The following is a 13152-nucleotide window of genomic DNA, read 5'->3' on the forward strand; positions in this document are numbered from 1 at the left end:
CCCTCCGGGCCGACCGGACCTCCGCGCGCCGCACGCACCCCGAACGCACCCCGCGCGCGCCTGCCGGACTCCGCCCGCCCGTCGAACACCTCACGAACGGAGTGACCATGGACGCGCTCTCCCGCCGAACCCTGCTGGCCGCCGGAGCGGCCGGCGCCGCCACCCTGGCAGCGGGCTGCGGCAGCGACCGGGCCGGCGGGGGCGGGGAGCACGCGGCCGGCGGCGCGGCCCCGGCCACCCCGGCGTCCGAGGGGCAGAGCGCCACCCCCGCCGCGGTCCCGCAGAAGCCGCAGGCCGTCCTGCTCGGCGACGGTTCCACCTCGGACACCGGCCCCCAGCCCCACCAGCCCGTCCCGGACCGGCTCCAGCCCGGCCAGCGGCCCCCGCAGTTCGTGGTCTTCTCCTGGGACGGCGCCGGCGAGCTCGACAACGGGCTGTTCGCGCGCTTCCGCCGGCTGGCCCAGGAGCACAACGCCTCGATGACCTTCTTCCTCAGCGGGCTCTACCTGCTGCCGGAGTCCAAGAAGGACCTGTACCGCCCGCCGCAGCACAAGGTCGGCGCCTCCGAGATCGGCTACCTGAGCGACCAGCACATCCACGACACCCTGGAGAACGTGCACGCCGCCTGGCTGGAGGGCCACGAGATCGGCACCCACTTCAACGGCCACTTCTGCGGCCCCACCGGCGTCAGCGCGTGGTCCCCGGAGGAGTGGGAGAGCGAGATCCAGCAGGCGATGGAGTTCGTGACGAGCTGGCGCACCAACACCGGCTTCACCGACCTGCCGGCCCTGCCCTTCGACTACCGCAAGGAGCTGATCGGCAGCCGCACCCCCTGCCTGGAGGGCCAGCGCAACCTGCTGCCCACCGCCGTCAAGCGCGGCTGGCGCTACGACAGCAGCGGCAACGGCACCCAGGTCTGGCCGCAGAAGATCCAGGGCGGCGCGCTCTGGGACCTCCCGCTGCAGTCCATCCCCTTCCCCGGGCACACCTTCCAGGTGCTGTCGATGGACTACAACATCATGTTCAACCAGTGCGGCCCCAACACCAAGGCCGACCCGGCGCTCTACCCGGGCTTCCAGGCCCAGGCCCGGGACTCGTACCTGATGGGCTTCGACCGCACCTACAACAGCAACCGTGCGCCGTACATCATCGGCAACCACTTCGAGGAGTGGAACGGCGGCATCTACATGAACGCCGTCGAGGACGTGCTCAAGTCGATCGCGGGCAAGCCCGAGGTGCGGCTGGTCTCCTTCCGCCAACTGGTCGACTGGCTGGACGCCCAGGACCCGGCGGTGCTGCGCAAGCTCCAGGGCCTCGGCCCGGGCCAGTCCCCGGCCGGCGGCTGGGAGGCCTTCCTCGGCACCCCGGCCGCGCCGCCGGCCGCCTCCCCCTCCCCCACCGCCGCCGCGTCCTGACCCCGGGTCAGGCCCGGACCCGCACCCGCCCGGCGAGCAGCGCCCCCAGCGCCGCCACCGCGGCCATCACCAGCAGGATCACCGCGAAGGCGCCGGGCGAGCCGTCGGCCCCGGCGCCCTCGTGCGCCGCGGCCAGTGACCCGCCGCCCAGCGCCGCGAACAGCACCCCGGCCAGACCGGTCAGCAGCACGTTGCCCAGGGCGTCGCTCATCTGCAGCGCGGCCGAGTTGGCCCCGGCGTCCTCGGGCGCGGAGAGCTTCATCATCAGCACGCTGACGCTCGCGACCGTCAGCCCCATCCCGATGCCGCCGACGCCCCAGGCCACCGAGGCCACCCAGGCCGGGACCGCCGGGACCAGCACCAGCGCGGCGGCCGCGATCGCCACCGCCGTCAGCACGAAGCCGCCCCGGATCATCGCCTCGCGGTACCGCTCGGCCCCCGGGCGGCCCTGCAGCCAGGAGCCCAGCGCCCAGGTCAGCCCGCCGCTGGTCAGGGTGAGCCCGGACAGGGTCGGCGAGAGGCCGCGCTCGGTGGTCATCATCAGCGGGACGAAGGCCTCGGCGCCGAGGAACGCCCCCGCCGCCAGCCCGCGCAGCAGGATCACCGTCGGCAGCCCGCGCCCGGCCCGCAGGGTCCGCTTCGGCAGCAGTCCCAGCACGGCCGGGGCCAGCAGCGCCGCACCGGCGACGCCGGGGAGCAGCCCGACCAGGTCCCGGCGCTGGCCGGCGTACTGCAGCAAGCCGGCGCCGACCGCCGCCATCGCGGCCAGCAGGGTGCGGCGGCGGTCGAAGTCGGCGCCCTTGAGCACCGGGTGGTCCCGCTCGGAGCGGGCCAGCGCCGGGCCCATCACCGCCAGCGGCAGCAGGATCAGCACCGGCACCGCCAGGAAGACCCAGCGCCAGCCGAGGTGCTGGGTGACGGCCCCGGAGACCAGCGGCCCGACGATCGAGGGCAGCACCCAGGCCGAGGAGAAGGCGGCGAACACCGCCGGCCGCAGGCGCTCCGGGTAGGCCCGGCCGACCACCACGTACAGCGCGACGATCACCAGCCCGCCGCCCAGCCCCTGGATCGCCCGCCCGGCCACGAACACCCACATGCCCGGCGCCGTCCCGGCCACCACCAGGCCCGCGCCGAACACCGCGATGCCGGTGAACAGCGGCTGGAGCGGGCCGCGCCGGTCGCACCACTGGCCGGAGACGACCAGGGCGAACAGCGTGGTGGTGAAGTAACCGGAGAAGGCGAAGGCGTACAGCCCCAGGCCGTCCAGCTGCCGGGCCGCGGTCGGCATCGCGGTGTTGACGGCGGTCGCCTCGAAGGCGATCACCAGCACGACCGACACGATCCCGAGCGTCAGGGCCCGGAAGCGGCCGCTCATGACCCCGCCCCCGGGGTCAGCTCCGGAGGGTATCGAGGGGGAGTCGACCGAGGTGGGGGAGGCAGTGGTCATACGTAACATCGTAAGAGCCGTCCGCGTCCTTGACTCCTGACCGGAGTCCCTGACCGGGTCCGTCGCAGGGCCTAGGACCGGCCCCGGGGGCAGGCGTCAGTGCAGCACCTTGAGCCCCACCACGCCGCAGACGATCAGCAGCAGGCAGCCGATCCGGGCCATGGTCACCGCGTCGCCCAGGACGGCCATGCCGTAGACCGCGGTGCCGACCGCGCCGATGCCGACCCAGACCGCGTAGCCGGTGCCGATCGGGATGGTGCGCATCGCGTACGCCAGCCCGCCCATGCTGAACAGCAGCGCGACGCCGAAGACGAGGCTGGGAACGAGGCGGGAGAAGCCCTTGGACGATTCCAGGGCCACTGCCCAGACGGTCTCCAGGAGACCCGAGACGATCAGAACGAGCCAAGCCATGACGGCCGTACCTCCGCAGTCCACAGCGGCCGGATTGCCGCTGAACTGCGCCGTCTTGTCGTCACCGGGTACGACGCGCTCGTCCGGGGTGGCGGGGAATCAACCACCTGCTCCGACCGTAGCACACATTGCCACACAGAATTTACACAACGTCATTGACCCCATTCGGCCGGTCCGCCATCCTGAATTCACTGGCCGTGTGCCCGAGTGGCTCAGGGAATCGTCTGCAAAGCGATGTACGCGGGTTCAATTCCCGCCACGGCCTCGAAAGGGGAATTGCCGGTCGACCGAAGTCGACCGGCAATTCCGCATTTCCCGTTCCGTTTCCGGCCGCCCGACCCGACCCGACGACCCGACGGGCACCCGCGGCGGCGGGGCCCGACGGCCGCAGGCGCCGGCTCAGGCCGTGACGGCGTCCTCCGGGCGGATCGGCAGCCGGCCCACCGGCAGCCCGGTGGCGGCCCGGACGGCGGCGGCGACCGCCGAGGGGGCGACCACCGCGGGCACCGCGCTGACCGCCTTGGCCCCGAAGGTGGCGACCACGTCCCGCTCCTCCAGCAGCGCGGCGATCCGCACCTCGGGAGTGTCCAGCGAGGTCGGCAGCCGGTAGCCGGTGAGCGAGGGGTTGGTCATCACCCCGCCCGAGGTCTGGAGGTCCTCCATCAGCGCCAGTCCCACGCCGTGGGCCACGCCCGCCTCGATCCGGTCCTCGATCTGGCGCGGGTTCAGCGCCCGGCCGACGTCCTGGGCGACGGTCATCTCGACCACCCGGACGGCCCCCAGCTCGATGTCCACGTCCACCACCGCGCGCATCGCGCAGAAGGAGATGGAGACGAAGGCGTCGCCGTGTCCGGACTCGTCCAGCGGCTCGGTCGGGTGCGGGCGGCACTGCGCGGTGGCCCAGAGCTCCTTGCCCTCCAGCGCCTCCGCGACCGGCATGCCGAGCACCCCGTCGTAGGAGGTGATCTTGCCGTCGGCGATCTGCAGCAGCTCCACCGACATCCCGAAGTCGGCCGCGATCGGCTGCAGCAGCTGGTGGCGGACCATCAGCGCGGCCCGCTCGACCGCCCCGCCGGAGACCCAGGTATGCCGGCCCCGGGCGGAGGGCCCGGCGATCGACTGGTCGCTGTCGGCCGGCGCGATGTAGACCTCGCTGACGCCCAGCACCGTCTGCACGATCTGCCGGGCCAGCGTGGCGAAGCCCTGCCCGGCGTCGACGGCCGCGCAGATCACCGTGGCGTGGTCACCGCTGACCCGCACGGTGGCGGTGGAGACCTCGTCCTCGCCCTCGGCGCCCAGCATGTGCACCATGCCGACGGCGTAGCCGATCCCGCGCCGCACCGCGGCCGGGTCCCCGGCCCCGCCGGGACCGCCGGGCAGCAGCCACTCGGCGTCCGGGTCGTCCACCGGCAGGGCCGGCAGCGGCTCGGCGGCCACCGCGTCCAGCAGCGCCTTCACCGGGGCGGGGCAGGTGACGGCCTGTCCGGTGGGCAGCGGGTCGCCGGTGGACATCGCGTTGCGGCGGCGGATCTCCACCGGGTCCACGCCCACCCGGGCGGCCAGCTGGTCCAGCTGCGACTCGTACGCGAAGCAGGCCTGGAGCGCGCCCTCGCCGCGCATCCGCCCGGCCGGCGGGTTGTTGGTGCGCACCGCCCAGGCGTCCACGAACACGTTGGGGCAGACGTACGGGCCGACCGAGAAGGCCGTCGCGGCGGCCAGCGCCTCGGCGGAGACGTCGGCGTAGGCGCCGCCGTCCAGCAGGATCTGCGCCTCCACCTTCACCAGGGTGCCGTCGGCGTCGGCGTGGTGGCGGTAGCGCAGCAGCGCGGGGTGGCGCGAGGTGTGGGTGTGGAAGGACTCCTCGCGGGTGAGGGTCATCTTCACCGGGCGGCCGGTGCGCAGCGCCAGCAGCGCCAGGGTGACCTGGAAGGAGAGGTCCTCGCGGTCGGTGGTGGCGCCGGGCACGCCGGTGACCACCAGGCGGACCCGGTCCGGCTCCAGGCCGAGGCAGGCGGCGGTGCGGTCGCGGTCGCCGTGCGGGTCGGTGGAGGACAGGTGCAGCTCGACGCCGCCGTCCGGGCGCGGCACGGCCAGCCCGGCCTCGGCGCCGAGCGGGGCCGGGTCCTGCCGGCCGACCTGGTAGAGGCCCTCGACGATGATCTCGCCGGCCGCGTCCGGGTCCCCGGTGCGCAGCGGCAGGTGGCGGAACAGGTTGCCGTCCGGGTGCAGCGCCGGAGCGGTGAAGGCCTGCTCGGGGTCGGTGACCGCCTCCAGCGGCTCGTAGTCGACCGCGATCAGGCCGACGGCCAGCCGGGCGGTGTCGGGGTGGTCGGCGGCGACCGCGGCGATCGGCTCGCCGTGGTGGCGCACCACGCCGGCGGCCAGCACCGGGCGGTCGGAGACGATCGGGCCGGCCGGGGCGCCGTCCGGCAGGCCGTCCGGGCCGGGCGGCAGGTCGGCGGCGGTGACCACGGCGTGCACCCCGGGCAGGGCGAGCGCGGCCGAGGTGTCGATGCCGCGGATCCGGGCGTGCGGGTGCGGCGAGCGCAGCACCGCGCCCCACAGCAGCCCCTCGGCCCAGAGGTCGGCCGCGTACGGGTAGATGCCGAGCGCCTTGGGCAGCGCGTCGCTGCGCAGCGGGGAGCTGCCCAGGCCGAAGGGCTCCGGTCCGGCGCCGCCCTCGCCGCCGTCCTGCTGGAGTGCTGCGCCGATGTCGGTAGGCGACGTCATGATGCGTGGTCGTCCTCGGGGAGCCGGATGCCGTGGGCGGGGGTGGCGCCGTAGGGGACGCCGGTGGTCGGGACGCCGGCCTCGGCCGGGGTCCCGTGCGGGTCCGCGTACGGGGTGCCGTGCGGGGGCGTGCCGTCGTGGACGGCGCCCGGCAGCGGGGTGCCGTGCGCGGGGGTGGGCTCGTAGACCGGGGCGTCGTAGCCGGTGTCGTAGCCGGTGTGCTGCTGGTGGCCGTCCGGGTAGCCGGCCGGCACGTAGGTGCCGTGCGCGGGGGTGGCCTGGTAGGGCTGCTCGGGGTAGCCCTGCGGGTAGTACACCTGGTCGCCGACGGCCTGGGCGGGGATGCCGGGCTGCATCCCGGTCAGCGCGGAGGTGTCGTACACGCCGGTGTCGTAGCCGCCGTCGCCGTACGGCTGCTCGGCGGGGGCCTGGGCCGGCAGCGGGGCCTGGGCCTGGGCGGGCACCGGGGCGGGGGCCGGTTCGACGGGCGGCTGCGGGACGTGCTCGATCCAGGCGTCGGAGTCGGCGTAGACCGGCGGTTCGACGGCCGGCTCCGGCTCGACGGCGGCGGCCGGGGCGCCGGTCCCGGCGGCCGGGGCCGCGGTGCTCCCCTCGGCGGCCGCGGCGGCGGCCTCCTCGGCCTCCTCGACCTCCAGCGCGCGGGCGTCCGCGACGGTCTGGACGGCGGCCAGCACTCCGCGGTAGCCGGTGCAGCGGCACAGGTTGCCGCACAGCGCCTGCCGGGCCTCGACCTCGGTGGGCCGGTGGTTGCGCTGGAGCAGGTCGTGCACGGCCATCGCCATGCCGGGGGTGCAGTAGCCGCACTGCACGGCGCCGGAGGCGGCCAGCGCCTGCTGGACGTCGCTCGCGCCGCCGCCGGCCGACAGGCCCTCGACGGTGTTGATCTCGCTGTCGGCGGCCAGCGCGGCGGGCACCAGGCAGCCGGCCACCAGCTGGCCGTCCACCTGCACCGAGCAGGCCCCGCACTCGCCCTGCTCGCAGCCGTCCTTGGCGCCGGCCAGGCCGAGCCGCTCGCGCAGCACGTAGAGCAGGCTCTCGCCGATCCAGGCGTCGGTGACGGGCCGTTCGAAACCGTTGACCCGCAGCGTGTAGGAGGCGCACGGGCGCAGCTCCCGGCTGACCTGCGGGGTGAGGCCGAGCGGGTCGGCGTCGAGGGTCTCGATGGGGTCTGTGGTCACTTCAGCGCCCTTCCCAGTGCCCGTCGGGCCAGCACCGATACGGTACGCCGCAGCCGGACGGCGGCCGCGGTCGGCCCCTCGGTCGCGGCCTCCCAGGCCCCTTCGGCACCGTAGTTGTCGGGGACGCAGGCGGCGGCGACGTACTCGCCGAAGGCGGCGCCCGCGGCCGGGTCGATCTCCCGGCTGCCGTCCCAGTCGATGCAGCCGGCCACCCAGGCCTCGGCCTCCAGCGGGCGCAGCGGCACCGGGGCGACGGCCCCGACGGCGCAGCGCACGGCGCGCCGGGCCGGGTCGAGGACGAGTGCGACGGAGGCGGTGGCACGGGCCGGGCCGCTGCGGCCGGTGGCCTTGAGGAAGACCTGCGGCGCGTGCAGCAGCGGGACCCGCACCCAGGTGAGCAGTTCGCCGGGGCGCACCGGGTCGAGTCCGGTGAGCAGGTGACTGACCGGCACCTCGCGGCTGCCGCCGGCCCGGGCGAGGGTGACGCTGGCCTCCAGGGCGGCGAGCACCGGGAGGGTGTCGCCGGCCGGGGCGGCGGTGACGATGTTGCCGCCGAGGGTGCCGACGTTGCGGACCTGCGGCGGGCCGGCGGTGCGGGCGGCGTCGGCGAGGGCGGGGATGAGCGCGGCGAAGTCGGGGCGGTCCATCCGGGCGTGGGTGAGTCCGGCGCCGAGCACCGCGGTGCCGCCGTCCTCGTAGCGCCAGCCGCGCAGTTCGGTGATCCGGCCGAGGCCGACCAGGGCGGCGGGGCGCAGCCGTCCGGCGTTGACGGCTTCCATGAGGTCGGTGGCTCCGGCCACCGGTACCGCGGCCGGGGCGGCGGCCAACGCGTCGACGGCCTCGTCGAGCGAGGCCGGCAGCATGATCGTCCGGTTCACCTGGGTCCCACCGTGCTCCACTTGCTCATCGATCGTCTGCCGCCCGCGGCCGTGGCCGCACTGCACTGTCCGCGTCAGCAGCCCGGCCTGGCCGTAGGGTACGGGCGATCGGGCCGGGTTGGGCAACTCTGGCACACAATGCTCGATGATCATTTCGGGACCGGTGAACGGGACTGCCCGATTGGGACGGATACCGGGCGGTATCTGCCCCGACCCGAACGGGACCGGGGCAGATGTTCATCTCTTCTTGACGTCAGATGACCGTCCATAAGTTCCCGACGAACACATTGGCGCACCGCCCGCACCGCCTCAGCGCACCGGCGGCGGCCCCTCGATCGGCCGCCCCGCCACCCCGGGCCGGCGCTGCCAGGGGTGCGGCCCGTCGGCCGGGCGGTACTCGACGCCCAGCGCGTCCAGCACCGCCAGGTGGCCCCGCAGCCGCCGCTCGAAGCCGGCGTAGTCGCGCTCGGCGGGCACGGCGGGCAGCGCGGACCAGGCGACCTCCGCGAAGGCGACCAGCCGGGGGAAGGCCCGGTAGTCGATGTCCCGGGCGCTGTCCATGAACTCGCTCCACAGGTTGGCCTGGGTGCCGATGACGTGCCGGGCGGCCTCCCCGTCCAGCTGCTCGGGGACGGGCTCGAAGCGGTAGACGTCCTCCAGCGTGCGCACGAAGCCGACCGGGACCGGCTCGTCCAGCCCGTCCGCCTGCCGGTGGTCGAAGTAGACGTGCTGCTCGGGGCACATCACCACGTCGTGCCCGGCCTTCGCGGCCGCGATCCCGCCGCCGAAGCCGCGCCAGGAGGAGACCGCCGCGCCCGGGGCGAGGCCCCCCTCCAGGATCTCGTCCCAGCCGATCAGCCGGCGGCCGCGCTCGGCCAGCCAGCGGTCGAAGTGCCGGATGAGGTGGCTCTGCAGCTCGTCCTCGTTGGCCAGGCCCAGCTCGCGGATCCGGGCCTGGGCGGCGGCGCTGTCCTTCCACTGCTCCTTGGGGCACTCGTCGCCGCCGAGGTGGACGAACTCGGACGGGAACAGTTCCAGGACCTCCTCCAGCACCCCCTCGAAGAAGCGCAGGGTCTCCTCGGAGGCGTTGAGCACGTGGTGGCTCACCCCCCAGTCGGTCCAGACGCCGAGCGCGGCGGTGTCCACCACGTCGGTGTTGCCCAGCTCGGGGTAGGCGGCGACGGCGGCCTGGGTGTGGCCGGGCAGGTCGATCTCCGGGACGACGGTGACCCCGCGCGCGGCCGCGTAGGCGACGATCTCGCGCAGGTCGTCCTGGGTGTAGTAGCCGCCGTGCGGGCGGTCGTCCCGGCGCTGCGCGGACCGGTAGCCGACCATCGAGCGCTCCCGCCAGGCGCCGCGCTCCGTCAGCCGCGGGTAGCGCTTGATCTCCACCCGCCAGCCCTGGTCGTCGGTGAGGTGCAGGTGCAGCACGTTGAGCTTGTGCGCGGCCAGCAGGTCGACGAAGCGCAGCAGGTCGGACTTGGGCAGGAAGTGCCGGGCGACGTCCAGCAGCGCGCCGCGCCAGCCGAACCGGGGTTCGTCCGCGATGTCCGCGCCGGGCAGCACCCAGCCCTCGGCGCGCAGCGGGGAGCGGCGGTAGGCGTCCGGCCCGAGCAGCTGCCGCAGGGTCTGGGCCGCCCACAGGGCGCCGGCCGGCCCGCCGGCGGTGAGCAGGGCGTGGCCGGGGCGCACCGCGATCCGGTACGCCTCGGCGGCCAGGGTGTCGTCCAGGACCAGCTCGATGCCCGTGCCCGGCCGGCCCGGACCGAGCGGCAGCCCGGTGGCGGCGGACAGCGTGCCGCGCAGCCAGCGCTCGGCGTCGGCCAGTACGGGCGGTGCGGTCAGCGTGGTGGCGGCGTCGAGCGGGAAGTCCCCGTCCGGGCGCCGGACGGCACTCGAAGGTGCGGGAATGAGGTCCATTCCGACATCCTGCCCAGGCCCCGAACGATTGGCATAGACCACCTGGGAAACGCGGTGCTATGCAAAACGGCGTCCTGCAGACGGCGGCGGACTACTTGCCGCCGTTGTCCCCGTCGCCGCCCTGCGGCTTGCCGATGCCGTCGTAGATCTCCTTGCACATCGGGCAGACCGGGTACTTCTTCGGGTCGCGCCCGGGCACCCACACCTTGCCGCACAACGCCACCACCGGGGACCCGGAGAGCGCGCTCTCCATGATCTTGTCCTTCTGGACGTAGTGCGCGAAGCGCTCGTGGTCGCCGTCCCCGTGGGACACCTGGGGGACGGGCTCGACCAGGGTGCCGGTGCCGAGGCCGCGCTCGGGCTCAAGAGTGCTCATGGGTGCCAAGTCTATGGGCGCCCCGGGAAACCGGGCCAGTGTCACGCGGCGGCCCGGGTTCCCCGGGCCTCGACACGGGGCCGGACGGGCCGGACACGCCCTAGTTCATCGTCGGGTCGTCCGGGTAGGTCGCCAGCAGGGCCAGCGGGCTGCGCTGGCGGCGCAGCACCGAGCGCCACAGCCGTTCCGGCTCCGGGCTGGAGACGTCCCCCGGCTCGCAGTCCACCAGGTACCAGGCGCCGCTCCCCAGCTCCGACTCCAGCTGGCCCGGCGACCAGCCCGCGTACCCGGCGAAGATCCGCAGGCTGCCCAGCTCCCCGGCCAGCACCTCCGGCGGCGCCTCCAGGTCGACCAGGCCGATCGCGCCGTGCACCCGGCGCCAGCCGAGCGGCTCCCCGGTGCCCGGCTCCCCCGGCGCGACGGCCAGGCCGAGCGCCGAGTCCAGCGCCACCGGCCCGCCCTGGAACACCACCGCGGGCTGCCCGACGAGTCTGCCCCAGCCGTCCAGCACACTGCCCACCTCGACCGGCGTCGGCCGGTTGAGCACCACGCCGAGCGCCCCCTCGGCGTCGTGGTCGAGGAGCAGCACCACCGCCCGGGCGAAGTTCGGGTCGGTGAGCATGGGCGTCGCGACGAGCAGACGGCCGGTGTGGGACCGGCCTCCGTGCGAATGGGCCGCCGTCATGCCACACATGATCCCGCAGAACGGCACCGGCCGGACACCGCAACACCCGAAACCCCGCCACGCCGGACGAGCACCCGTACGGCCGAACCGGCGGGCGGGAGCCGGGCCGGAGAGAGCACCATCACGGGAGAGGCAAACGGGAACCATCGGGACGCCCACTACCATCTACGGATGGTGGACGCCCCTCTACGGTGCCGACTCGGATTCTCCGGGGGCCCGAACGCGCCCGTACGCCTGTACCACCGGTCCACCAGCGGTTCCGTGACGGAACCGTTCCCACTCCTCTGGCACCCCGGATTGCGAGAACGATGACCGACGACGTCCTGCTGGTCCACGGCGGAAACCCGCTCGAAGGCGAGATCCGCGTCCGCGGTGCGAAGAACCTGGTCCCCAAGGCCATGGTCGCCGCCCTCCTCGGCCAGGGCCCCAGCAGACTGCGCAACGTCCCGGACATCCGCGACGTCAAGGTGGTCCGCGGCCTGTTGCAGCTGCACGGCGTGACCGTGCGCACCGGCGACGAGGACGGCGAGCTGATCCTCGACCCCTCGCACGTCGAGAGCGCCAACGTCGCCGACATCGACGCCCACGCGGGCTCCTCGCGGATCCCGATCCTGTTCTGCGGCCCGCTGCTGCACCGCCTCGGCCACGCCTTCATCCCGGGCCTGGGCGGCTGCGACATCGGCGGCCGGCCGGTCGACTTCCACTTCGAGGTGCTGCGCCAGTTCGGCGCCACCATCGAGAAGCACCCGCAGGGCACCTACCTGGTGGCCCCGCAGCGGCTGCGCGGCACCAAGATCGAGCTGCCCTACCCCTCGGTCGGCGCGACCGAGCAGGTGCTGCTCACCGCCGTCCTCGCCGAGGGCGTCACCGAGCTGCGCAACGCGGCCATCGAGCCGGAGATCGTCGACCTGATCTGCGTGCTGCAGAAGATGGGCTCGATCATCACCCTGGGCACCGACCGCACCATCCTGATCACCGGTGTGGACGAGCTGAACGGCTACAACCACCGGGCCCTGCCGGACCGGCTGGAGGCCGCCTCCTGGGCCTGCGCGGCGCTGGCGACCAAGGGCGACATCTACGTCCGCGGCGCCCGCCAGCTGGAGATGATGACCTTCCTCAACACCTTCCGGAAGGTCGGCGGCGCCTTCGAGGTGGACGACGAGGGCATCCGCTTCTGGCACCCGGGCGGCGAGCTCAAGGCGATCGCCCTGGAGACCGACGTGCACCCGGGCTTCCAGACCGACTGGCAGCAGCCGCTGGTGGTCGCGCTGACCCAGGCCACCGGCCTGTCCATCGTCCACGAGACGGTGTACGAGTCGCGGCTGGGCTTCACCGGCGCGCTCAACCAGATGGGCGCGCACATCCAGCTCTACCGCGAGTGCCTGGGCGGCACCCCGTGCCGCTTCGGCGCGCGCAACTTCCTGCACTCCGCGGTGGTGTCCGGCCCGTCCAAGCTGATGGGCGCCGAGCTGGTCATCCCGGACCTGCGCGGCGGCTTCTCGTACCTGATCGCGGCGCTGGCGGCCGAGGGCACCTCGACCGTGCACGGCATCGACCTGATCAACCGCGGCTACGAGAACTTCATGGAGAAGCTGCGGGACCTCGGCGCCCACGTCGAGCTGCCCAGCGAGCAGCTGGTCGACGCGTAACGACCGCACGCACGACGAGAGGCCGGGCTCCCCGCGGGGAGCCCGGCCTCTCGGGCGTTCAAGGGGTGGTTCAGGCGCCCTTGGCGGCTTCCTTCAGCTTGGAGCCGGCGCTCACCTTGGCGCTGTAGCCGGCCGCGATCTGGATCGGCTCGCCGGTCTGCGGGTTGCGGGCGGTGCGGGCAGCGCGGTGGGTGCGCTCGAAGGTCAGGAAACCGGGGATGGTGACCTTCTCGTCGCCCTTGGCGACGACCTCGCCGACGATCTCGGCGAAGGCGGCCAGAACGGCGTCGGCGTCCTTGCGGGTCACCTCGGCGCGCTCGGACAGCGCGGCCACCAGCTCACTGCGGTTCATGTGTACTCCTGTGGTCTGTTCGCTTGCGGTGTGCGGGGGCCCATCGGTGCTCCCACCGGGGGGCACCCGGATGGGCCGCAGGTCCGCACA

11 protein-coding genes, 1 tRNA gene and 1 riboswitch are annotated in these 13152 nt (G+C 74.2%); of the genes, 3 read left to right on the forward strand and 9 right to left on the reverse strand.

Going from position 1 to position 13152, the window contains the following annotated elements; all coding sequences use genetic code 11:
• Positions 1-107: 107 nt before the first annotated feature.
• On the forward strand, positions 108-1415 hold the full coding sequence (locus ACFXPX_RS11440) for a hypothetical protein (RefSeq protein ID WP_375883014.1): 1308 nt from the start codon (positions 108-110) through the stop codon (positions 1413-1415).
• Between the two features lie 7 nt (positions 1416-1422).
• On the opposite strand, the gene ACFXPX_RS11445 is transcribed toward ACFXPX_RS11440, so the two are convergent.
• Entirely contained in the window at positions 1423-2862 is a 1440-nt protein-coding gene (locus ACFXPX_RS11445; protein ID WP_375883011.1) for an MFS transporter, read from the reverse strand.
• Positions 2863-2958: 96 nt separating this feature from the next.
• Entirely contained in the window at positions 2959-3273 is a 315-nt protein-coding gene (locus ACFXPX_RS11450; protein WP_375883009.1) for a DMT family transporter, read from the reverse strand.
• A 44-nt stretch (positions 3274-3317) separates the two neighbouring features.
• A riboswitch (guanidine-III (ykkC-III) riboswitch) is annotated at positions 3318-3386 on the reverse strand.
• An 80-nt stretch (positions 3387-3466) separates the two neighbouring features.
• Here ACFXPX_RS11450 and ACFXPX_RS11455 point away from each other — a divergent pair.
• Positions 3467-3538 (forward strand) — tRNA-Cys (locus ACFXPX_RS11455).
• 134 nt (positions 3539-3672) lie between these two features.
• On the opposite strand, the gene ACFXPX_RS11460 is transcribed toward ACFXPX_RS11455, so the two are convergent.
• From ACFXPX_RS11460 to ACFXPX_RS11485, 6 genes are all read right to left on the reverse strand, one after another.
• Positions 3673-6003 (reverse strand): xanthine dehydrogenase family protein molybdopterin-binding subunit, encoded by a 2331-nt coding sequence (locus ACFXPX_RS11460; RefSeq protein WP_380522508.1) that lies wholly within the window; start codon positions 6001-6003, stop codon positions 3673-3675.
• Complete coding sequence (locus ACFXPX_RS11465) at positions 6000-7202, reverse strand: 2Fe-2S iron-sulfur cluster-binding protein (RefSeq protein ID WP_380640788.1); 1203 nt, start codon at positions 7200-7202, stop codon at positions 6000-6002. The genes ACFXPX_RS11460 and ACFXPX_RS11465 overlap by 4 nt, the downstream gene beginning before the upstream one ends.
• Positions 7199-8065: an FAD binding domain-containing protein gene (locus tag ACFXPX_RS11470; protein ID WP_375883450.1), complete on the reverse strand. Its 867-nt coding sequence runs from the start codon at positions 8063-8065 to the stop codon at positions 7199-7201. The genes ACFXPX_RS11465 and ACFXPX_RS11470 overlap by 4 nt, the downstream gene beginning before the upstream one ends.
• A 324-nt stretch (positions 8066-8389) precedes the next feature.
• On the reverse strand, positions 8390-10000 hold the full coding sequence (locus ACFXPX_RS11475; protein ID WP_380640790.1) for a beta-N-acetylhexosaminidase: 1611 nt from the start codon (positions 9998-10000) through the stop codon (positions 8390-8392).
• Between the two features lie 91 nt (positions 10001-10091).
• Entirely contained in the window at positions 10092-10376 is a 285-nt protein-coding gene (locus tag ACFXPX_RS11480; RefSeq protein WP_360239079.1) for a DUF3039 domain-containing protein, read from the reverse strand.
• A 100-nt stretch (positions 10377-10476) separates the two neighbouring features.
• Positions 10477-11070 (reverse strand): YqgE/AlgH family protein, encoded by a 594-nt coding sequence (locus ACFXPX_RS11485; protein WP_375883000.1) that lies wholly within the window; start codon positions 11068-11070, stop codon positions 10477-10479.
• Between the two features lie 299 nt (positions 11071-11369).
• Here ACFXPX_RS11485 and murA point away from each other — a divergent pair, with 299 nt between their 5' ends.
• Positions 11370-12710: a UDP-N-acetylglucosamine 1-carboxyvinyltransferase gene (gene murA, locus ACFXPX_RS11490; protein ID WP_375882997.1), complete on the forward strand. Its 1341-nt coding sequence runs from the start codon at positions 11370-11372 to the stop codon at positions 12708-12710.
• Between the two features lie 70 nt (positions 12711-12780).
• On the opposite strand, the gene ACFXPX_RS11495 is transcribed toward murA, so the two are convergent.
• Positions 12781-13062 (reverse strand): HU family DNA-binding protein, encoded by a 282-nt coding sequence (locus ACFXPX_RS11495; protein WP_030059737.1) that lies wholly within the window; start codon positions 13060-13062, stop codon positions 12781-12783.
• Positions 13063-13152 lie beyond the last annotated feature (90 nt).

This window comes from Kitasatospora sp. NPDC059146 (assembly GCF_042786665.1).
Taxonomy (GTDB): domain Bacteria; phylum Actinomycetota; class Actinomycetes; order Streptomycetales; family Streptomycetaceae; genus Kitasatospora.

Bases quoted from the DNA above. Each gene is read 5' to 3' on its own strand.
- ACFXPX_RS11485 (WP_375883000.1), bottom strand. From the start codon at position 11,070: ATGTGTGGCATGACGGCGGCCCATTCGCACGGAGGCCGGTCCCACACC.
- ACFXPX_RS11460 (WP_380522508.1), bottom strand. From the start codon at position 6,003: ATGACGTCGCCTACCGACATCGGCGCAGCACTCCAGCAGGACGGCGGC.
- ACFXPX_RS11475 (WP_380640790.1), bottom strand. From the start codon at position 10,000: ATGGACCTCATTCCCGCACCTTCGAGTGCCGTCCGGCGCCCGGACGGG.
- ACFXPX_RS11495 (WP_030059737.1), bottom strand. From the start codon at position 13,062: ATGAACCGCAGTGAGCTGGTGGCCGCGCTGTCCGAGCGCGCCGAGGTG.
- ACFXPX_RS11480 (WP_360239079.1), bottom strand. From the start codon at position 10,376: ATGAGCACTCTTGAGCCCGAGCGCGGCCTCGGCACCGGCACCCTGGTC.
- ACFXPX_RS11450 (WP_375883009.1), bottom strand. From the start codon at position 3,273: ATGGCTTGGCTCGTTCTGATCGTCTCGGGTCTCCTGGAGACCGTCTGG.
- murA (WP_375882997.1), top strand. From the start codon at position 11,370: ATGACCGACGACGTCCTGCTGGTCCACGGCGGAAACCCGCTCGAAGGC.
- ACFXPX_RS11445 (WP_375883011.1), bottom strand. From the start codon at position 2,862: ATGACCACTGCCTCCCCCACCTCGGTCGACTCCCCCTCGATACCCTCC.
- ACFXPX_RS11440 (WP_375883014.1), top strand. From the start codon at position 108: ATGGACGCGCTCTCCCGCCGAACCCTGCTGGCCGCCGGAGCGGCCGGC.
- ACFXPX_RS11470 (WP_375883450.1), bottom strand. From the start codon at position 8,065: ATGCTGCCGGCCTCGCTCGACGAGGCCGTCGACGCGTTGGCCGCCGCC.